At 56.6% G+C, this 19,502-nt stretch carries 18 protein-coding genes; 7 read left to right on the top strand and 11 right to left on the bottom strand.

Annotated features, from left to right (window positions below; all coding sequences use genetic code 11):
• Positions 1-38: 38 nt before the first annotated feature.
• On the bottom strand, positions 39-950 hold the full coding sequence (locus ACOI8A_RS08765) for a LysR substrate-binding domain-containing protein (protein WP_420651555.1): 912 nt from the start codon (positions 948-950) through the stop codon (positions 39-41).
• Positions 951-1,022: 72 nt separating this feature from the next.
• Positions 1,023-1,787 carry a sulfite exporter TauE/SafE family protein gene (locus ACOI8A_RS08760; RefSeq protein ID WP_420651068.1) on the bottom strand — a complete coding sequence of 255 codons (765 nt, stop codon included), beginning with the start codon at positions 1,785-1,787 and terminating at the stop codon, positions 1,023-1,025.
• Positions 1,788-2,019: 232 nt separating this feature from the next.
• Between ACOI8A_RS08760 and ACOI8A_RS08755 the strand changes: the two genes are divergently transcribed.
• The 4 genes from ACOI8A_RS08755 to ACOI8A_RS08740 all read left to right on the top strand — a co-directional run bounded on the left by ACOI8A_RS08755 (position 2,020) and on the right by ACOI8A_RS08740 (position 4,400).
• Positions 2,020-2,901 (top strand): LysR substrate-binding domain-containing protein, encoded by an 882-nt coding sequence (locus ACOI8A_RS08755; protein ID WP_420651067.1) that lies wholly within the window; start codon positions 2,020-2,022, stop codon positions 2,899-2,901.
• Between the two features lie 44 nt (positions 2,902-2,945).
• Positions 2,946-3,521, top strand: a complete 576-nt coding sequence (locus tag ACOI8A_RS08750) for an NAD(P)H-dependent oxidoreductase (protein ID WP_420651066.1) — start codon at positions 2,946-2,948, stop codon at positions 3,519-3,521.
• Between the two features lie 49 nt (positions 3,522-3,570).
• Positions 3,571-3,942 (top strand): MerR family transcriptional regulator, encoded by a 372-nt coding sequence (locus tag ACOI8A_RS08745; RefSeq protein ID WP_420651065.1) that lies wholly within the window; start codon positions 3,571-3,573, stop codon positions 3,940-3,942.
• A gap of 107 nt (positions 3,943-4,049) precedes the next feature.
• Positions 4,050-4,400 carry a cupin domain-containing protein gene (locus ACOI8A_RS08740; protein WP_420651064.1) on the top strand — a complete coding sequence of 117 codons (351 nt, stop codon included), beginning with the start codon at positions 4,050-4,052 and terminating at the stop codon, positions 4,398-4,400.
• A gap of 74 nt (positions 4,401-4,474) precedes the next feature.
• Here ACOI8A_RS08740 and mmsB read toward each other — a convergent pair whose 3' ends face one another.
• Together mmsB and ACOI8A_RS08730 are read right to left on the bottom strand one after the other, a co-directional pair.
• A complete protein-coding gene (mmsB, locus tag ACOI8A_RS08735; protein ID WP_420651063.1) occupies positions 4,475-5,362 on the bottom strand; it encodes a 3-hydroxyisobutyrate dehydrogenase in 888 nt (295 codons plus the stop codon).
• A gap of 10 nt (positions 5,363-5,372) precedes the next feature.
• The gene (locus ACOI8A_RS08730; RefSeq protein ID WP_420651062.1) at positions 5,373-6,899 is read right to left on the bottom strand and encodes a CoA-acylating methylmalonate-semialdehyde dehydrogenase; all 1,527 of its coding nucleotides are present in this window, start codon (positions 6,897-6,899) and stop codon (positions 5,373-5,375) included.
• Positions 6,900-7,024: 125 nt separating this feature from the next.
• Between ACOI8A_RS08730 and ACOI8A_RS08725 the strand changes: the two genes are divergently transcribed.
• From ACOI8A_RS08725 to ACOI8A_RS08715, 3 genes are all read left to right on the top strand, one after another.
• Positions 7,025-7,975 carry a LysR family transcriptional regulator gene (locus ACOI8A_RS08725; RefSeq protein ID WP_420651061.1) on the top strand — a complete coding sequence of 317 codons (951 nt, stop codon included), beginning with the start codon at positions 7,025-7,027 and terminating at the stop codon, positions 7,973-7,975.
• A gap of 388 nt (positions 7,976-8,363) precedes the next feature.
• Positions 8,364-9,527, top strand: coding sequence for a polymorphic toxin type 44 domain-containing protein (locus ACOI8A_RS08720; RefSeq protein ID WP_420651060.1), 1,164 nt, complete (start codon positions 8,364-8,366; stop codon positions 9,525-9,527).
• Positions 9,508-9,918 (top strand): hypothetical protein, encoded by a 411-nt coding sequence (locus tag ACOI8A_RS08715; RefSeq protein WP_420651059.1) that lies wholly within the window; start codon positions 9,508-9,510, stop codon positions 9,916-9,918. The genes ACOI8A_RS08720 and ACOI8A_RS08715 overlap by 20 nt, the downstream gene beginning before the upstream one ends.
• On the opposite strand, the gene ACOI8A_RS08710 is transcribed toward ACOI8A_RS08715, so the two are convergent.
• From ACOI8A_RS08710 to ACOI8A_RS08680, 7 genes are all read right to left on the bottom strand, one after another.
• The gene (locus ACOI8A_RS08710) at positions 9,866-10,117 is read right to left on the bottom strand and encodes a gp19.5 family protein (RefSeq protein ID WP_420651554.1); all 252 of its coding nucleotides are present in this window, start codon (positions 10,115-10,117) and stop codon (positions 9,866-9,868) included. The genes ACOI8A_RS08715 and ACOI8A_RS08710 overlap by 53 nt on opposite strands.
• Before the next feature lie 253 nt (positions 10,118-10,370).
• On the bottom strand, positions 10,371-14,261 hold the full coding sequence (locus ACOI8A_RS08705; protein WP_420651553.1) for a transglycosylase SLT domain-containing protein: 3,891 nt from the start codon (positions 14,259-14,261) through the stop codon (positions 10,371-10,373).
• Between the two features lie 42 nt (positions 14,262-14,303).
• The gene (locus tag ACOI8A_RS08700; protein WP_420657747.1) at positions 14,304-16,547 is read right to left on the bottom strand and encodes a hypothetical protein; all 2,244 of its coding nucleotides are present in this window, start codon (positions 16,545-16,547) and stop codon (positions 14,304-14,306) included.
• The gene (locus ACOI8A_RS08695) at positions 16,547-17,152 is read right to left on the bottom strand and encodes a virion core protein, T7 gp14 family (RefSeq protein WP_420651551.1); all 606 of its coding nucleotides are present in this window, start codon (positions 17,150-17,152) and stop codon (positions 16,547-16,549) included. The genes ACOI8A_RS08700 and ACOI8A_RS08695 overlap by 1 nt, the downstream gene beginning before the upstream one ends.
• On the bottom strand, positions 17,152-17,904 hold the full coding sequence (locus ACOI8A_RS08690) for a hypothetical protein (protein WP_420651550.1): 753 nt from the start codon (positions 17,902-17,904) through the stop codon (positions 17,152-17,154). Before ACOI8A_RS08690 ends, ACOI8A_RS08695 begins: the two co-directional genes overlap by 1 nt.
• 496 nt (positions 17,905-18,400) lie before the next feature.
• Complete coding sequence (locus tag ACOI8A_RS08685) at positions 18,401-18,766, bottom strand: hypothetical protein (RefSeq protein ID WP_420657746.1); 366 nt, start codon at positions 18,764-18,766, stop codon at positions 18,401-18,403.
• A gap of 221 nt (positions 18,767-18,987) precedes the next feature.
• Entirely contained in the window at positions 18,988-19,374 is a 387-nt protein-coding gene (locus tag ACOI8A_RS08680) for an HNH endonuclease (protein ID WP_420651563.1), read from the bottom strand.
• Between the last annotated feature and the right edge of the window lie 128 nt (positions 19,375-19,502).

The raw sequence follows: 19,502 nt of genomic DNA, 5'->3' as shown, positions 1-19,502 counted from the left end.
CGCCCTCACCCAAATCACTCTTGCGCAGAGATCACGAATCAACCTTGGAAATCGGCGCTGGCGTAGGCCGCGAGCTTGCTCTGGATGAAATCCAGGAAGCATTGAATACGCAGTGCCAATTGCGAGTTACGGTAGTACACGGCGTTGATCGGCTGACGATAACCGCTGTTGTATTCCGCCAGCAGGATCTCAAGACGCCCGGCTCGAATATCGTCGATGGTCATGAAGTGCGAGAGGCAGGCAATGCCCTGCCCCTGCAGTGCCAAATGGCGCACGGTCTCGCCGCTGGAAGCGCTGATTGCAGGCGTGATCGGCCAACGATCGCCATGCACATCGCGCAACGGCCACTGGTTGAGTCCTTCGTTTTGGGTGAAACCGAGCAGCGTGTGTTCGCTCAGATCGGCGACTTGCTTGGGTGCGCCGTACTTTTCCAGATACGCAGGACTGGCGACGATCAGCAACGGGCTGCAACCCAGCGAACGCGCGTGCAGAGTCGAGTCGGCGAGGGTGCCGATACGGATGGCAATGTCGGTGCTTTGTTCCAGCAGATCAATGATCAGATCGTTGCTGTTGAGTTCGAGCTGGATGTCCGGATAGAGCCTGCGGAATTCATCGATGTACGGCACGATGGCATGCAGCATGAACGGCGCGGCGGCATTGATTCGCAAGCGGCCGGAGGGGTTTTGCTGGCGTGAGGACAGGCGTTCTTCGAGTTGTTCCATCTGGTCGAGAATCAGCTTGGATTGTTCGAAAAAGTATTTGCCCTCCTCGGTCAGGTCCATGCGTCTTGTGGTGCGGTTGATCAGCGTGGTGCCGAGCTTGGCTTCGAGGCGCGACAGAGTGCGGCTGACTGCCGAGGGCGTTTGCCCGACCTGCTCGGCAGCAGCGGAAATCGAACCGCATTCGATCACGCAGACGAAAATCTGCAACTCATCGGATCTGGCTTTCACGGGTGTCCTCTTTTGCTCGCCCGGCACAATTGCATTGTGCTGTGAGAAAAGGAGTTTAACCGACGGTGGTGATTAACCGTTGACCAGCAAGTGGGCACCAAGCGCTCCCAGACCGATAAAAAACACACGCTTGAACAACACGGCGCTGATGCGCTGACGCAGCCACTGCCCGAGCAACATGCCGAGTACGGCCGGGATCAGCGCCAGCAACGAGGCGCTCAACTCGCCGCCACCGAGTGCGCCGCGCCACAGCAGTGCGCCGGCCAGTGCCAGGGTCGAGACGGTGAAAGACAGACCAAGCGCCTGCACCAGTTGATCGCGGTTCAAACCCAAGGCTTGCAGGTATGGCACTGCTGGAATGACGAACACGCCGGTGGCCGAGGTGATGATGCCCGTGATCACGCCGCACAGTGGGCCGAGCCAAGGCTCATGTCGGCGCCTGACATTCAGGGTCGGCAGGAATAATCCGCTCAGCGCATACAGCAACAATGCCGCGCCCAAGCCGCGCACCAGCCAATGCCCGCCCGCCATGCCGATCCATAGAGTACCGACGCCGGTACCGAAGAAGATCGTCAGCAGCATGGGCCACAGTCGCTTGATCAGCCCTCGCAGATGTCCGCCGAATGCCAGTTGCCAGACGTTGGTCAGGGTCGCGGGAATGATCAGCAATGCAGCAGCCTGTGCTGGCGCCATAGCCAGACCGAGCAAGCCCATGGCGACAGTCGGCAGGCCGAGGCCGATCACGCCTTTGATCAGGCCGGCGAGCATGAAGGTGGCGATGACCAGCAGTGTCAGGGTCAGACCAAGGTTTTGATAGAAATCTGCAAGTGTGTTCATGGGCTGACTTTGCGCTTTGGCCAGAGTGTTGAAAATCTGGCATACACTGAGGCTGCCTCTCACATAGCAAGAGGCTGACAAATCAGTTGTGGCCACCGGCCTCATCGCTGGCAAGCCAGCTCCCACAGGTTTCAGCGTTGAACACAAAAGCTGTGTACGGCGCCACACCTTGTGGGTGCTGGCTTGCCAGCGATGAGGCCGGTGCTGACACTAAAAATATTCAGGCGACCCCATGCACTTCGACCTCACCGACCTGCGCCTCTATCTGCACATTCTCGACGCCGGCAACATCACCGCCGGGGCCGCCCGCAGCCATTTGTCGCTAGCCGCCGCGAGCGCACGGATCCGTGCGATGGAAGCGTCACTCGGAAGTGAATTCCTGCAACGCGGACGTCGCGGCGTCACGCCCACACCCGCCGGCAAAGCCTTGGCCCATCACGCCCGAATCCTGCTGCAACAGGCCGAGCGCATGCAGCAGGATCTCGCCGAATACGCCCAAGGCGTCAAAGGTCAGGTACGGCTGCTGTGCAACACCACGGCAATCACCGAATACCTGCCGGAAGTGCTCGCGGATTTTCTGCGCGAGCATCCCAACCTCGATATCGATTTGCAGGAACTGCCTAGCGCGCGCATCACCCACGCCTTGCGTCAGGGCGCGGCAGACTTGGGAATCGTCTCCGATGCAGTCGACACCAGCGACCTGCAAACACAGCCGTTTCGCGACGATCCGCTGGTGCTGATTGCGCCGCTGGATCACCCGTTGGCGAACGCTGACGCGGTGAGTTTCAGCGAAGCCTTGCGCCACGACTTCGTGGGCCTGGGCAGCGACAGCGCACTGGCGATCTATCTGGAAGAACAAGCCCTGCACAGCGGCGCGCGCATGCAGATGCGCATCCGCGCCGATAGTTTCGACGGCGTGCTGCGCATGGTCGCCCACGGCGCCGGACTGGCCATCGTGCCGCAAGCGGCGGTCGAACGTGCAGCGCGACAACCCTTCAAAACCATCGCGCTGAACGAAGCCTGGGCCCGGCGCAAGCTATTACTCTGCGCCCGCGAATTCGCAGCAATGCCCGCCTACGCCAGCGCATTGCTGCAAGCCTTGACTCTCCCCTAGGGGGCAGACTTTAACCTTGGCTTTTCATCGGCCAGGACAAGACCATGGGCAAACGTATTCTGCTGATTCTCGGGCATCCTTCGGCCGCGAGTTTCTGCGGCGCAATTGCTCAACGCTATGCACAAGCCGCCGTGCAGGCCGGGCACCAGGTGCGTCAGTTGGCGTTGGGCAATCTGCGATTCGACCCGATTCTGCGCGAAGGCTATCAGCAGGTTCAGGCGCTGGAAGCCGACTTGCTCGACGCGCAGGCCGATATCCTCTGGGCCGAGCATCTGGTGCTGATTTATCCGATCTGGTGGGGCGGTGTTCCGGCATTGCTCAAGGGTTTTTTTGATCGGGTGTTCCTTCCCGGTTTTGCTTTCAAGTACCGCCCAGGCAAAGCCTTTCCCGACAAGCTGCTGGCCGGTCGGACCGCGCATCTGCTGGTGACCATGGATACACCGCCCTGGTATTTCCGCTGGGTATACCGCATGCCCGGGCTGCGTCAGGTGCGCAATACAACCCTGCTTTTTTGCGGTATCAAACCCTTGCGCACGCTCACATTCGGCCCGGTTCTGAACGCCAGTGCAGGTCAGCGTGAAGCCTGGCTGCGGCGCACCGCAGCTATCGCCAGCCTCTGACGCCAGGCAATAATGCGCGGGCCGCATCACCGCAAAAGAGGGATCCTGGATGTACATCAGCGAAGCCGCCGAACGCTCCGGCACCACGGTCAAGACCATCCGCCATTACGAGGCGATCGGCCTGCTTGCGCCCGCTCAACGCAAAGGCAACTACCGCCTCTATGACCTGCAGAGCGTCGAGCGGCTGCGCTTCATAAAATGCGCAAAAGCGCTGGGTTTCAGGCTTCGCGAGTTGCAGGAAATCTTCGCCCCGCATCGCGGTAAAACCATCCCTTGGGCCGTGGCCCGACAAGCCATCGAAGACAAGAAACGCGAGCTCAGCGAGCAGCTCGCCACGCTGTCGCGCCAACACGCGCAACTGGTGGCGTTCGAATTGACGCTGGAAGACGCCGAAGAGGATTGCCCGCTGCAAAATCTTTGAGGAGGCTGCGTTTCTGGGCAGCTCAATGTCGAGCACAGACAATTGACCTTCGACCGGGCGCTATAGGGTGCGAGCTCATCTCTCACCCCCACTGCCCGGAGCTCCCAATGACTGCCACCGCACCTGTCACCGTTCTTCGCGACACTCATCCGCTACCGGTACTCGACGCCTGTAAATGGGAAAAGCTCGAAGGCGATCCGCACACCGTCAATCTCAACGCCTATACCAGCGAAGACGGCAGCAAGATCATGGGCACGTGGATTTGCACGCCGGGCAAGTGGCGCGTGGATTATGTGAAGTGGGAGTACTGCCATTTCCAGGAAGGCTACTGCGTGATCACCCCGGACGGGATGGAGCCGATTCATCTGCGTGCCGGCGATATCTTCGTGGTCGAGCCGGGGATGAAAGGCACTTGGGAAGTGGTGGAAACCGTACGCAAATATTTCGTGTTTGCGTGATGCAAAAAAGCCGGGAAATCACCTGTGTGGATTTCCCGGCAACACCTACTGATCTTGCTGTGCGTGGGTAGCGGTTACTGCGGCTTGCGGTAGCTGTTGATGATCGCCGAGAAGTCCTTGCCACCCTCCCCGCGCTGGCTCATCGCCTGATACAACTGCTGCGCAACTGCGCCGAGGATCACAGGTTGATGTGCCTGACGCGCGGCCTCGGTGGCCAACCCCAGATCCTTGAGCATCAGTTCGGCACCGAAGCCGCCGGTATACCCGCGCGAGGCCGGCGCCGTTTCGACGATGCCCGGCCATGGGTTATACATTTCCGAACTCCAGCAACGCCCGGTCGAGCTATTGATGATGCCGGCCAACACGCTGGTATCTATCCCCAGCGCATCGCCCAACGCCATGGCTTCGCTGACGCCGACCATCGAGATCGCGAGCAACAGGTTGTTGCAGATTTTGGCGATCTGCCCGGTGCCGACTTCACCGCAATGCACGATGTTGCGGCCCATCTGCGCCAGCACCGGTTGCAGAGTGGCGAACAGTTCCGGCGTCGCGCCGACCATGAACGTCAAAGTGCCGGCAGTCGCGCCACCGGTGCCACCGGAAACCGGCGCATCAGCCATGGCCACGCCTTGTTTGGCGGCGGCAGCGGCAACATCACGCGCGGTCTGCGGATCAATGGTGCTGCAATCGACTGCCGGGACGCCTTTGCCAATGCCGGCGAGCACGCCGTCTTCACCGAGCCAGACCCCGCGTACATGCACCGCGGCCGGGAGCATGGTGATCACCAGTTCTGCGTCTTCAGCAGCTTCGCGGGCCGAAGCGCGGATGCTGCCGCCAAGTTGTTCCAGTTCTGCCAATACAGTCTTATTCAGGTCGACCAGGTTCAGCGAATGGCCAGCCTTGATCAGATTGCGCGCCATCGGCGCGCCCATGTTGCCGAGACCGATAAATGCGATTTTCATGGCCGGTTCCTCAGCGCAGATTGATGGTGGTGTTCACGCCGTCGTTGACGCTGTCGTCATCGAACCAGCGCGCCGTCACGGTTTTGGTCTGGGTGTAAAACTGCACCACTTGCTTGCCGTACGGGCCGAGGTCGCCGAGCTTCGATCCACGCGAACCGGTGAAGCTGAAGAATGGCACCGGCACTGGAATCGGAATGTTGATGCCGACCTGGCCGACGTCGATTTCAGTCTGGAATTTACGCGCCGCTGCGCCGCTCTGAGTGAACAGGCCGGTGCCGTTGCCGAACGGGTTGGCGTTGACCAGCGCGATGGCCTGATCGAGGGCGTCGACTTCCAGCACCACCAGCACCGGGCCGAAGATTTCCTGGGTGTAAATCTGCATGTCGGTGGTCACACCGGAGAACAGGGTCGGGCCGACGAAATTGCCTTTTTCGTAACCCGGCACGCTGATCTCGCGACCGTCCAGTTCCAGCTTCGCGCCCTCTTTGATGCCGCTTTCGATCAGATCGAGAATCCGCGCTTTGGCTTTTTTCGAGATCACCGGACCGACATCCGTACCTGGCTCGTTACCGGCATTGACCTTGAGTTTCTGCGCCAGCGCTTTCAGATCCGGCAGCCATTGCTTGGCCGCACCGACCAGCACCACCACCGAGGTGGCCATGCAACGCTGACCGGCCGCACCGAAACCGGCGCCGACCAAGGCATTCAACGCTTGCTCGCGATTGGCATCGGCCAGCACCACGGCGTGGTTCTTCGCGCCCATCATCGACTGCACGCGCTTGCCGTGTTTACCGGCCAGGTCATAAACATGGGTGCCGACAGCGGTCGAACCGACGAACGAAATCGCCTTGATGTCCTTGTGCGTGCACAGACCATCGACCACGTTCTTGCCGCCATGCACAACGTTGAGCACGCCGGCCGGAACCCCGGCCTCGATTGCCAGCTCCACCAGCAGCATCGTCGACAGCGGATCCTGTTCGGATGGCTTGAGTACAAAGGTGTTGCCGCAGGCAATCGCCATCGGGAACATCCACAGCGGAATCATCGCCGGGAAGTTGAACGGAGTGATGCCCGCACAGACGCCGATTGGCTGGCGCAGGGTGTAAGTGTCAACGCCGCCGGCAACGTTCTCGGCGAACTCGCCCATTTGCAGGCTGCCGATGGAGCACGCATGCTCGACCACTTCCAGACCTCGGAAGATATCGCCCTCGGCGTCGGCAATGGTTTTGCCCTGCTCGGCGCTCAGCACCACGGCGATGCGTTTGGAGTGCTCACGGATCAGCGCTTGCAGCTTGAGCATGATGCGCATGCGCGCACCGATTGGTGTCAGCTTCCAGGTCTGGAACGCGCGGTGTGCGGCGCTGATGGCGGCGTCGACTTCATCAGCAGTGGCAAACGGCACTCTGGCCAGCACTTGCTGGGTCGCCGGGTTGACAATGTCGTGCCATTCGCTGGTCTGGGATTCGACCCACTCGCCGTTGATCAGCAGCTTGACGGTTTGAATCGTGGTGTCGGTAGGCGTAAGCGAAGCGTTCATGCGGTTCTCCTGGAATTGTTTTTATCGAGGGAGCAAAGCCGTGTGTCACGAATTGGTTGTCGGACGGTTTTTGGAGTATAGATGTGCAAACTTCTAATAAGTACGCACATATAAGCCCGTCCATCATGCAAAAAAACATCACGTCTTTAGGTTCGCTGAACTGGGATGACCTCAAGTTTTTCCTCGAAGTCGCCCGTACCCGCAAGGCCAGCACAGCGGCCAAACGCCTGGCGGTGGATTACACAACCGTGTCGCGGCGCATCAGTTCGCTGGAAGCGGCGCTCGGCACCTTGCTGTTCGAAAAGTCACGCACCAGCGGTTTTGTCCTGACCACTGAAGGCCAGCGCTTGCTCGGTTATGCCGAGTCAATTGAAAGCACGCTGCACATGGCCTGTGAGCAGGTGTCCGGCTCAGGCGTCGCGCTGTCAGGGCATGTGCGCATGGGCTGCACCGAAGGCTTCGGCAGTTTCTTTATCACGCCGCAACTGAGCCATTTCGTCGATGCTTACCCGGCGATCTCGGTGGACATCCTGCCGCTGCCGCACTTCATCAGCCTGTCCAAACGCGAGGCCGACATCGTCATCGCTCTGGAACGGCCGGAACACGGGCCGTATGTATGCTGCAAACTCTGCGACTACCGTTTGCAGCTGTTCGCGACTCAGGACTATCTGGACCAACACCCACCGATCCGCCGCCCAGCCGACCTGAGCGAGCATCAATTCATCAGTTACGTGGACGATCTGGCGTTCAGCTCGGAGCTGCTGTATCTGGGCAACGTACTGCCCGGCGCCAGCGCGAACTTGCGCAGCACCAGCGTGATCGCGCAATTCGTAGCCGCGCAGCAAGGGCGTTCGCTGGCGATTCTGCCGTGCTTCCTCGCCGCACAGGATCCGCGCCTGCTGCCGGTACTGCCGGAAGAAATCGACATCACCCGGCAGTTCTGGATGTACTGCCGCGAGGATCTCAGGAAGTTGAAGCGGATCACCCTGTTGTGGGATTACATCCGCGAGGTGACTGAGCGTAATCAGGCGCTGCTGATGGGCCAGAGCCGTGAGATGTTGTTCGCCGACTCATAGCTCTTCAAGGAATCAGGTAGCCGCATCGTAACGAGGTCAGCAGGCCTTTGCCAACAGTTTGTACCAGAGCTTGATACCCAACTTGTAACACCAACAGGCCCTTGCTGACACCGAAATGGAACCACTTCCAGAGGCGTGCGTGTGCGCGCCATAACGACCCCATGCAGGCGCACGATAAGGCTCAGGCGCGAGGGCCTACGGGGGACTTTGAGGCCGTTAAAGCATTGAGGTGCTGTCTCCCAAAATTTCGCTATTTTCTTAAAGGGATCATTCAAGTCAACATTGAGACTTTTCCTACAGACCCACCTTTCGGTTTCCGGTAGCCTCCCACGCGCCAGCTTAAAGGCTGGGAATTGTCTATGGACGAAATACGCAAGGACGACACGCAATGATTTCTTCTGCTCGACTGGGTGACAAACACGTCTGCCCATTACCGGGTCACGGCACCACCCCTATTGCTTCTGCAAGTGGCGACGTAAACATCAACTTTATGGGTTCTGCTCGTGTTGGCGATACCTGTGGTTGCGGGGCGGTAATCACTACAGGTTTCCCCTCTATTCAAGTGAATGGCCGTCCTATGGCCCACTTAGGGAGCCCAACCAGTCACGGCGGGACAGTCATCACGGGGTCAAGTGATGTCGGTGGTGGCTTCGTCATGGGTGACGCTGGCGGTGCAACCATCATCAACTTTATGGCCCTTGGAGCGTTCCGGCCTGATGGCTCAGTGGACGATGAGAAGATGGCGACCTTGTTGGCCGACCCGAATCTCAAAGAGAAGGCATTAGCAGCGAACGCTTTGGTAGATCCTAAGGCCGCCAATAAGAAGCCTGAGGAAGAAGCTGTACCCAACGATGGGCCTGAAGGCTGCACGCATCCGAACATGATGGAGAAGCTGGCGGCCTACATTGCAGACGAGATGAATCGTAATATTCACGACTCCTCGGTCTTAAAGATGAAGGAACTGCTCAGCTATGACGTTGCGGAGGAGACCCGCAAGCAAATGGAGCTGCCTTGGTATGCCCAAGTTGGTGCGACCAGCCCTCAAACTATTGGTGCGGCCAATGGTGCGGCTGCAATGGCTCTTTGGACTGAACGAGTAGGTCAGGACCGAGTTTGGGACCACAAACCTAAGATCCATGCGAAGTTTGGTAGGTATCGCCATCGGCAAGGCAAGTACGACTACTTCTACGATATCTGGTCGAACATCCACTATGGGTATGTGGGCATGGCTGGCGGACTCACCGAAGGCGTCCTTCTGGATGGTGCTGGGGCCGAGCAAATTGTTTCAGATCAGCTTCGACGGTGGGAAGAGCAGATATTTGTCGCAAAAGATGAGCAGAGACTCAAAGGGCCTCATGCTACTGAAGGCGTAGAAGGGCTACGAGCCTGGGATGATGTCCCTGATCGACTTTCAATTAGTATCGGCATCAAACTCTTCAACGATTACCCACATGGAGGCGTCCCGCCACAAGCAATCATGGACGCAGTGCTTGCAGTCTCACCGGAAGGATGGGGAGAGGGGGTCCGAATTCATGTATGCGAGAAATATTAAGGCCCGATATGTTATTGGGGCACTCATTATTTTCCCAATGCTTTTCTGGTACGTGGCGACCCCCGTCGTGCGCGTCCACTACTCCAAAGAGGGCACAGACGAGCTGCGGCTAATCTGGAACACGCAGCACAATATCCATAAAGAAAGGATGCTTCCGGGGCAAGCCACATTTGATACTGGTCATATTTTCCCGAATGAGAAATTCTTTATGATGTTCGATTGGTGGACTGATAAGGGACTTCGGAGATGCATCGACATCACGCCAAAATGGGGTGGTGCCTTAGATATCTACCTCAATGGAACAGGCCTCATCGACATCGCTAAGACCTCTCCTAATGTTATTGCCCGCTTGAAGGCGTGTGAGGGTGATGCAGATCCTTTCCGCCCCTGAGGTGCCCAACCAGCACTACGGCAAGGTCACCCATCACAGCCACAAGTAGAACGCACACAACATTCCCGAAAGTCTCCACCAGAGGACCACCTTGGCTCACTCCAAGACTGACAAGGAGTAGACCAAGAAATCGGTAGGTGACACGGTGGGTAGCCAGAGTGCGGAGTACAGCGACACAGTTCAGCCACCGTGTAGTCATCGCATAGCTCTCCTATGTGAGGAAGAGAGGGGTTGAGTTGTTGAGGTTGGGGTGATAATCACCTACCAGACAGGGCAGCCTCAGAGGTCGCCTTTAAGAGGAGAGGCGCAGGGTCATCTGTAAGAGTAACTTTAAGCCCCCCCTATGGTTATAGTGGGTGGTTTTGGAGCCCTTGTAGGCCGTGGCCTGTAGCGGTGGTCATTTTTGAAAAATAAGGGAACCCGTTAAGGGCCCCTTCAAAATCCACAGCGTTTTACTTCGTGGTATCGATGCCCCACATTTCGAATAGCTCAGCGGTAGCGCGCTGACTTACAGGGTCGTTCGGAACAAAGTTCCTGCCAGCCTTGTAGAGCCCCGTACGGAACAGCAGCGCCTTATCAGGGTCATTGACCGTCTGAGCGAGCCCAAGAGCGTTCACCGCTACCTTACCGGCGTTACTCACAATGCCCGCTGCTGGGACCTGCTTTAGTATCTCCTCGAAAGTATCCCCGCCGCCCATGCCATAAAGAATCGGAGTGATACCCTTGTCTTTCTTGCGGGCAGTTTCGGGGAGGATCGACGTCCGTACCATCGCAGCCTGATCGAACCCAGCCGGTGCGGCTATCATATTGGCGACACTTGGAAGGGCTCCGACATACGCAGAACGCGACACCGATGCATAGGCCAACATTCCAGGGGTCAAAGCATCTTCGAGGTATCGCTTACGATCACTCTCAGCCATTCCAAAAGCCTTCGCATGGGCCTGAGCTGCATAGCCTGCGCCCGAGAGCATTACCGACAGAGCAGCCGTTAAAGACTGGTCCAAAACTCGGTCGTTGAGACGCGCTTCATGTACCCCACGCATCAGCCGCTGGTTAAGCGACTTGATGGTGAATGACTTGAACTGCATCAGCATCTTTACGAATGGACCATAGGCCTTCGTGTCGAGGTTGGACACCTTGTGAGGACGGATCATGATTTCATCCGCCAAGCGGTCCCCGAGGCGGTACAGGTCATTGGACCGGGGATCAGCCTGTAAGGCCTGATGGTCCCGAACTCGGTAGGTTCCATCCCCCGCTTTCTCCATGTGTTCCCCGATTAGTGCCTTGATGCCATCCCACTGAGCCGGTGTGATGCTTGCCGAACGCAACATGGACTCCTCGCTGGTGAACATTCTGTCAAATGGGCTCTTGCCGCCTGCCAGTGTGTGCCGAACGATGTCGCCAAGAATGCCTTTACGGCCTGCGTCGAGAAGATAGTTGGTGGTCTCAGTGAGTGCCGTGGTGAATGGTGAGTGCCGTGCAACAGTCTGGGGCACTGTTCGGACCCATGACATCGCTTTAGCCGCAAAAGCTCCTGTGCCGTTCTCGGTGAGACGCTGTTCAATATCTCCCCGCCGTGGAGCAATGGAGTTATCCAGTTCACGACCAAACACGGAACCATGAAAAGCATCAAGGTCCTTTGCGGTCATCCTGTACTTTGCAGAAGACATGTCACGGAAGCCGGGTACGTTGTGGGCCAGCATCCCGACATAGCCTCTCCGGGCCAAACCGACAACCTCCAAGAAGTTCTGGAAGGCCATGTAGGCGTTCTTCCCAAGGAACGCAGAGTCCGTTAGCGTTCTGATAGCCTCCACACCGATGCCGTCCTTGCCATCCCTACGAGCTGTCCCGGTGAAAATCTTCATAACCTGATCGAGGGCTTCCCGCTCCTTGGGTGTGATGGTCTCCGAAAGAGCCTTGATATCAGCGTGGAGTTCCTTAGAGGTTTTACCCGTGGACGCCATGATTGCAATGTCGCCGGACATACGAGCGTCATACGCTGGAAGAATACGATCAACGTCCCAGCTCCGTAGCGAGTCCACAGAGAACTTCCCAGCGGGCGTGTCTACCTCAGCCCCCGTACCGAACATGCTACGGCCCTTAAGGAAAGGGTTATCTGCTGAACCTCTGAAAGCTCCATCAGCGTCCGCCACCTGCGCATGCAGATCTGCCCCATGGGTAATCCCGTAGGCGTCCTTGCTGGCCTGATCGCGGACTCTGGCGTACAGGCTCTCAGGGGTTACTTGCAGGCCCTCACGAACCATTGCGTCCGTATGAAACTTGTCAATGTCAGCCTTCCGCACAGCGTCCGTAAGATAGTCCCGCATGAACCCCTCAGTACTGGCCTCATGGAGCGCCTCACGGCTACCCATGGCGTTCGCGTACCAGTCTTTACGCGCTCTGTCATACAACCTCGCGAAGTAGTGACCAGAGTGGCGTGTAGATGCCAACAATGGCTTGGCGTTGGGATTACCGAACTGTGCCGGATTGGATGCCCAGCCCTCAAAGAGCTTCGTACGATCCCTTACAGCTTCTGTGTAGGCCCGCTCTTCGGGTGTGAGTGCAGCCAGTCGAGTCCCTGAACGGTCCTCAATGGCCTTACCTGCCTTCTCGTCGAGGACCTCACGTGCAGCTTTACGGGTCCCAGAGAACGCCGTGTACCACTTGGACCCCATGGCCGCGTCAGCAGTATCACTAACCTGCTCACGGGACTTGTTGATTTGCCCCCGCATACGCTCCATGGTGTCTGACGCGGTCATAGCAAAGCGTCCATTCGAACCGTCTGCGTGCCCCGTAGAGGAGCGCACCAGCTGGTTAGCAATGGCCTGCACTTGAGGGCTGTTGCTGCTGTGAAGAGTAAAGCCAATTTCCTCAAAGCCCATCGTCTTGATCCCACCGTTCGCCTTTGCGTATCGCTCCGACGACTTCGGGTTCAGTGGGTTAGATTCCCCTAAGATGATGCCATCACCTTCTAAGCGAACTGCACCGGGCTCAAAGGGGACCTCTTGGACATTCACACCGCTGTACTGAACCGTCGCGTCAGCGTCTGTATGAGGCATTAGGGTCGGGTCCTGAACACCCTCTTGGAATGCCCTTGCACGGGCCTCAGCGCGGACAGTGGGACCAGCGAAAGGGTCTGCCAGATTCTCAGCGGCAGGTGTCAGGTGCGCAGCAGCATCATTGCCACTACGGACCATGATGTTCTTCCCGAAGATGCCTGAGAGAGCGCCACCGAGAACAGCACCACCAGCAGCGGCCATTGCCAAGTCTGACTCACCGCCTACCACGCGGGACTTCAAGTGCTCACTGGCGACACCCGTTGCAGCACCGTAGAGAGCACCTTTCACTACACGGGCACCGAGTGAGCCTGTAATGCCAGCCACCGGCACATAGGTAAGTGGATCACCCGCAAGACCTACAAGTCCACCAGTGAACTTTGCGGCCCATCCAGCAGCATCAAAGTTCTTTTGAGCCTCTTGGGAATCAAGGACCACCGGGAGAATATGCTTCCATTCTTCCCGTTCAGCCGATGCGAACTGACGGTAATATTCTGGCTTCACACCAAGAGTATCAAGGGTCGCGAAGTCTTCGTCAGTCATCGGGTTGTCGTGCATACGGGATACAGGTCGCATCATCTGCATGACCGTCCCGAGGTCCGCACCTTCCTCCGAGTAGCCCCGGAAGGCTGCACCAAGTACGGATGTTTTTAGCGAGGCCTTTGTAGCGTCCCAGGTGCCATCCCATGCGCCTGTCTCATCGTCACCAGAGATTGGCTTACCCTGTTGGCGTGCCATGTCAGCAATAGACATCCCCTTTTCAATAGGCTGACCAACAAGATTAAGTGACGCACTTGGGATAACAGCAGGTCCCGTTAGCAGGCTCTTGAAGGCATCCCGATGTTGACTGACAGCAACGTCAAGAAGCTTCTCCATGTAGCCACGGCCTTCAGCAGACAGCTTCGAGAAGTCACCGGCCCGCATAGCTGAAATCTGAGGAGCACCAAGAGGACCTTCACCTTGGTTGTATGCGAGGGCTGCTGTCAGCTCATCACCGTCGTATTTATCGATGAGGTCTCGCATATGACGGGCCATCGCAGGGACGGCCTTCACGGGGTCTAATCGATCTTCTGGGGACATCAAGCCGTAAGCCCGACCGGTGGCCTCGGTGAACTGTGCGAGCCCCAAGGGGCCTGTAGGGGACTTTGCGTCTGACTTGAAGGACGACTCATTGTAAATCTGCTTGTGCAGCAGGTCGTAACGGACACCTTCAGATTCAGCAGCTCCGCGAATCAGGTTGTCGTATTGGGTGCCCGTGGCTTTGATATTTTCGTAATCTGTTGTCATGTAAGGCCTCCTTTTAGAAGTGGGTAAGGAGGCCCGTAGGCCTCACTTTGGTTTCTGATGGGTATGTTGGTATTCACGGATTTGCCGCTCGGTATCTTCGTAATCACTGGAAAAGCCCAAACCTTCTTGAGAGCGCTTGATGTTTTCCTGCTCGCGGCGTTTGGCTTCTTCGCGTGCCTGAATAACTGCCCGTGCGTTCTCGTCGCGGATGTCTTGCATGTAAAGGGGCTCATTTCGGCCGTTGAGGTTTCGTATGAAAAGCTGGCCGTTATGGGAGACGATGAAGGAGCCTTTACCGCCATACTCAGGATGGGCCGCATCGTCAGCGGCAAGTTTTGCGGTGAGAGCCTCAGCCCCCGACTTCCATGACGTGACATCATCGGGGTCCATCAGCATTTCTGACTTGAAGACAGTCCCCGATTGGGAGCCACCGGATGCCTTGAAGACAACTGTGTTGTCCGCAATCCATTTCTGCGTAGCAGCCTTCGCCCCGTCTGCACTGCCTGTTGCCGCAAAGTGGCCCTTGTAGACCATAAGGGCTATTTCATGCATCGAGTCCGGCATGTACTGCATTGCGCTTTGGGACTCTCGGATGGTCGTTGAGAACTCTCTGTTCTGAGCTGCACGAGCCTCTGGAGGCAGCTTTGCGTCCATCTGCGCATTGGTCACGAAGAGGGACATACCATCAGTGCCCAAGCTGTCCAAGGCGTTAAGGGTTGCTGCGATACCAGCGCGCTCGGGGTTTAATATCGCCATGCCTGATGGGTCTGCCTTGACCAGCTCCCGGTATCTGGTCAGCGCCGGGTAATCACGCTGAGTGTCCCCACTGCTTATAAGTCCCTGTAGCTGTTCTTCGGCCTGATCCCCCCACTCGCCCATGATCTTCCTGAAAGGTCCGTCCTTGCGGTCAACCTTGACGAGCTGAAGCACCATGTTCGTCTTGTCGGCTGCTGACAGATCCATCTTCTCAATCTGGCCAAGTCGGAGGTTCGCGGCATACGCCTGGACTTCTTCATGCCGCCACGCACCCGTATCTGCCGTAGTCGGCATCAGGTGCGTATCAGTTGAGACCATTTCACCATCAAGCTTTCTATCGTACTGCCCCAGAAGCTGCTGAACCTGTACGCCGAACTGTTGGTTCTTGAGGGTCTCCGTGTTGAGTTTTACAGTTGCTACACGTTGCCGTCCTTGGAGAACACCACGCTGGTCCAAGAGGACCTGAATGTCCGGTGTGATAACCCCCGTAGGTGTATCGCGTTTAGTCTGAGCAAGTTGCTGCTCAATCATGGAGAGCCCAGTATTGATATCAGGGTGGTTCATAGCCGCTAACAGTTGCCCTTGAAACTTCTCCACATGGGCGGTCTTCATGGTCTGCTCAGACTTTGCCGCTTGAGCCTGTAAGCTCTCCATGTGGTCAGCGCCGAGCACGTCAATAACGGGGACCATCTGGCCGCCGATGTTCAACTGTTGCCCGCCGATATTGCTCAGTAGGGAAACCCCACCATCCCGCGCAGTCGCATCCTGAAGAGAGCCGCGTAGAAGCTCTACGGCTGCTGAGGTAGTCGGGATGATGCCTGTATGCAGCCCCTTGTTAATGTACCCAGACAAGACCGTGGCAGCTTCAGGGGTTCGCATAAAGCCGGGGTCAGATAGAAGCGATCCGAGGTCACTGCGAGACTGGATACCCGCATTCACCTGGAACTCTTCGGACTGACGGCGACCGAACTGGTCAACCACAGCGGCATTACGTTGCGTGATACTCGCGCTGAATCCGCGCTGATAGTCGCGGTCATCAGGATCAATCCCATTCATCGACGCGAAGGATTTAGCGCCTTCCTGCAAGCGAGTTGCCCGGAATTCATCCAGCTCTGTACGAGTCTTGAACTGCCCCTGCGTAACAAGGTTTTGAATCTCCTGATCCAATTCGGTAGCCGCGTTACTCCCTGTCAGCTCATTCAGATGCCGCATCGCGTAGGGGTCGTCTTGGTTGAGCAGTACACCCTGCTCCCGTGCCGTTCGGCGCTCCTCGGGGGTCAGCTTGCTAATGATCTCATTGGCTCGTTCCTTCCCTTGGGTGTCGCGCATCGAGTCATAGGCACCTAACGTCGCGCTGCCAGCCTGCACGAAGTTCCTGAGGGAATCGCTAAGCGAATAGTCTGGTGCATCAGGCTTCGCAATTCGGGCGGCTTGATAGCCCATCCCTGTACCCGCACGGAAGCCTTGACGGCCTGAAGTGGTCTGCGCAGATTGGCCCAGTGCCTGAGCGATTGCATTATTCATTGGCATTATCGGGTCCCTCCATTGTTGATGCTTTTACTGTTGTTAGTCGTAGTGGTGGTAGTCGTAGGGACTGACTTATTGCCTGCTCCGAACTTACCTCCAGAAGACACGTAGGCGCTTCCCCCCGCTGACACGATATTCAGTGCATTAGCGATGTTGTTCACCTTGCGGTTGTCGCCACCAAGGCCACGTACAGCCGCCTTAGCGTTCTCTGAGGAGCCCACACGATTCGCAAAGATGGCTTGATAGTCGCGCTCATAGTTGTCGGTGATGTTCATCTTCTCGGCGGACGCATCGTTGGCTACTGAGTTCTTCAAGCGGTCCATGGAGTTGCCGGACATTCCAGACTCACCGATGGCCGCGTTGATGATCCCTTGGTTTCGGATGGTCTGAAGGTTCACCTCTGTGAGTTGACGACGTGCTTCGTCTTGCTTGTCTACAGTGGCAAGCTTCTGATCGTTCTCAGCAAAGTTCGCTTGCTTGACGATTTCGTTCTGCTGCTTCCGTTCGTTGTCGGTCATCTGCCCCTTGGCCTTGGCCCCTTCAGATGCACTCATAGTTGCACCAGCGATGGCAACGACTGCCATGCCGATGCTTACGGGTTCGCACATTAGATTGCCCCCCGTTTCTTGGCCTGAGCTTTCAGGAGGCGGGCCGTCTTGGCCGCATCAGTATTGCGCTGACGGCATGCTTCATTGATTTCTTTTGCCTTCTCTTCAAGCCACACGAGGCCCTTAGCGGTCACGCGAAAACCATCAGCGTTACCGTAAGCAGTTGAACAGGCCTTAAAGAAACCCAGAGAGAAGCCCTCGGGTTTGGGCCGGAGTATCTTGCGATGCTCGGTCGGATGGTCCTTAGAGGTGAAGCGCTTAGCGTGGACCAAGTAACTCTGAGCAAGGCTCGGGAACTGCACCCCGGCAGCGCGGCACGCCTCAGACCACGATAGCCCGATAGTGTCAGCCTTATGCATAAAGGCGTCGGCCTTGGGCATGTTGTCGGCCAACTGCTTGTCCTTTTTGACCAGCGCAAGCGAGGCCATACGGGAAGAAAGGATGGCGTCATTACGCATGGTCACGAATGCATGGACGACCATCAGGTAAAAGTCAGTCGAGACCCACATGGCATAGGCGATAGCACCCGGTTCAGAGGCAAGGGTCCCGCTACCACCCAAGCTCCGCAAATTTCCGGAGGTTCGCAACTCTACGGAGACGGCATTGCGCCACTCAGATGGCCGCTTGGATTCGGCAAGACTGAGCGTCTGGTGAATCTCATTGAGGCTCCACAGGCCTTCGGCTCCTGGCTCGAATTTATGACCCTCGATAACGATAGGCAGTAGCTCAGCTTTATTGTCGGTAACATTCATGTTTGTTTGACTCCTTTGGTTATGCCCACTCGTTCAGTCTCTACCGACTGGAAGCCCACACACAGACAAACGAACTGAATACTTCCAGTCGCCTGAAGAATGGGCATAACGAATTGAGGTGTGGTTTTGAAGTGGCGTAGAGCGCCGTTTGAAACTATGAAACTTGCACAGCTTCAGTGTAAGGCTGCCATTTAAGATGGGGGGGATTGTCATGGTCAGAAGACCAATCCCAACTCAATGGCCGGCTCAAGGTGAAACATCTAAGTACCCTTAAGATAAAGCAAATAACTATTAGAAGAATAAAACAATGATTGACTTAAAGAAGCCCTTTAAGATCTTAAGGTAAAAGCCCCCCTTCCACATGCCACACATACAAGGAGCCCCAAACCTTGTAGTGACCGGAAGATACCGGCTTATGACATGCAGACACTCTCCCCGGTCGCCAGTCAGGCACCCTTGATGGGTGTCATTGGTTGGAGCGGATTATTGAGCTTGGTTAGATCATAGAAATATATTTCTTACGCGTCACATCACAATCGATACGGCCTGCAACTATCATCAAGAAGCCCTTAGCGATATAAATGGCTGTTTGCTTCCGATTGCGTAAATCGAGGTATTCGTATTCCCCGGCGACCCAGTAAGAAGTCACATCGGTTTTCTTATTGAACCACCGCGCCAAACCGCCGTCCCCAATTTCACTGCCAACAAGCCCAGCGTCTGCAAGCTTCGCAAGGAGATTCAATATGTCACGGTGAATGAAACGGCGCGGTCGGTCGGTGAGTGCGGCCATGTTGAGTGACGTGATGGTGTGGAATGGGGTCGTGTCGCGTGATGTGTCGGTATTGAATGCGGGGTGGGTCATCAGGGTTCTCCAAGGTAATGTGTGAGGATGTCGTGCTTATAGTGGGTGGTTTTGCAAAGCGCGCCAAACGCCACTCATGCGACGAGGAAAATGACCCCTGCCCGCGCATCACAGTTATAAACAACGTCACTCACACGCGATCCTGCGAGGTCGATATTTCTCCCATTCGCCAAAAAACGCTCAACCTGCAATGCGCCGCTGCCGTCAACACAGTAATTCGGTCAATTTTTGGCAAATTCACCGTGATATCGCTTGCGAATCTGATCTAAGTAGCGCTTCGCCGTGTGCAGTGACGCAAGATCGAAGTAATGTACGCCGCTATCAATTGTCACTTGAGCGCGGTACATACCATTTGGCAACTTGCTGATTCCCTTGGGTAGGAGGCCCCTTCCGCGTTTACGAGCATTCTGCAAGTTTTCTTTGTAGGTACAGCACCGTAGATTGTCAACGCGGTTGTTTGAGATATCGCCATCAATGTGGTCCACAACCAAGTGTCGAGGGTCCTCGCTTGTATGCATAAAGAAGACGACTCGATTAGTTCTGTAGTGAAAGTTTTTGAATTTAAATCGGTAGTAACCTTCGCGATCCTTACTTACGACTGGGCCTATCTTTCCGTTCCTGCCACCTCCTGCCTTGATCCGAGAGAGAGGCCTGAGGGGCTTCTTTGGTCAATCTTGAAGTTATCGAGCAATTTGTTTAGCTCAGGCATGGGAAGGTGCTGGCATGCTTCTGCTCG

The sequence above is a fragment of the Pseudomonas sp. P4795 genome (genome assembly GCF_048822895.1).
Classification (GTDB): domain Bacteria; phylum Pseudomonadota; class Gammaproteobacteria; order Pseudomonadales; family Pseudomonadaceae; genus Aquipseudomonas.
This window is presented reverse-complemented; position numbering and strand designations above follow the sequence as displayed.

Coding starts and splice junctions, on each gene's coding strand:
- ACOI8A_RS08705 (WP_420651553.1), bottom strand. CDS start 14,261: ATGACAACAGATTACGAAAATATCAAAGCCACGGGCACCCAATACGAC.
- ACOI8A_RS08760 (WP_420651068.1), bottom strand. CDS start 1,787: ATGAACACACTTGCAGATTTCTATCAAAACCTTGGTCTGACCCTGACA.
- ACOI8A_RS08690 (WP_420651550.1), bottom strand. CDS start 17,904: ATGAATGTTACCGACAATAAAGCTGAGCTACTGCCTATCGTTATCGAG.
- ACOI8A_RS08750 (WP_420651066.1), top strand. CDS start 2,946: ATGGGCAAACGTATTCTGCTGATTCTCGGGCATCCTTCGGCCGCGAGT.
- ACOI8A_RS08755 (WP_420651067.1), top strand. CDS start 2,020: ATGCACTTCGACCTCACCGACCTGCGCCTCTATCTGCACATTCTCGAC.
- ACOI8A_RS08685 (WP_420657746.1), bottom strand. CDS start 18,766: ATGACCCACCCCGCATTCAATACCGACACATCACGCGACACGACCCCA.
- ACOI8A_RS08715 (WP_420651059.1), top strand. CDS start 9,508: ATGTATGCGAGAAATATTAAGGCCCGATATGTTATTGGGGCACTCATT.
- ACOI8A_RS08725 (WP_420651061.1), top strand. CDS start 7,025: ATGCAAAAAAACATCACGTCTTTAGGTTCGCTGAACTGGGATGACCTC.
- ACOI8A_RS08695 (WP_420651551.1), bottom strand. CDS start 17,152: ATGTGCGAACCCGTAAGCATCGGCATGGCAGTCGTTGCCATCGCTGGT.
- ACOI8A_RS08730 (WP_420651062.1), bottom strand. CDS start 6,899: ATGAACGCTTCGCTTACGCCTACCGACACCACGATTCAAACCGTCAAG.
- ACOI8A_RS08700 (WP_420657747.1), bottom strand. CDS start 16,547: ATGCCAATGAATAATGCAATCGCTCAGGCACTGGGCCAATCTGCGCAG.
- ACOI8A_RS08720 (WP_420651060.1), top strand. CDS start 8,364: ATGATTTCTTCTGCTCGACTGGGTGACAAACACGTCTGCCCATTACCG.
- ACOI8A_RS08740 (WP_420651064.1), top strand. CDS start 4,050: ATGACTGCCACCGCACCTGTCACCGTTCTTCGCGACACTCATCCGCTA.
- ACOI8A_RS08745 (WP_420651065.1), top strand. CDS start 3,571: ATGTACATCAGCGAAGCCGCCGAACGCTCCGGCACCACGGTCAAGACC.
- ACOI8A_RS08710 (WP_420651554.1), bottom strand. CDS start 10,117: ATGACTACACGGTGGCTGAACTGTGTCGCTGTACTCCGCACTCTGGCT.
- mmsB (WP_420651063.1), bottom strand. CDS start 5,362: ATGAAAATCGCATTTATCGGTCTCGGCAACATGGGCGCGCCGATGGCG.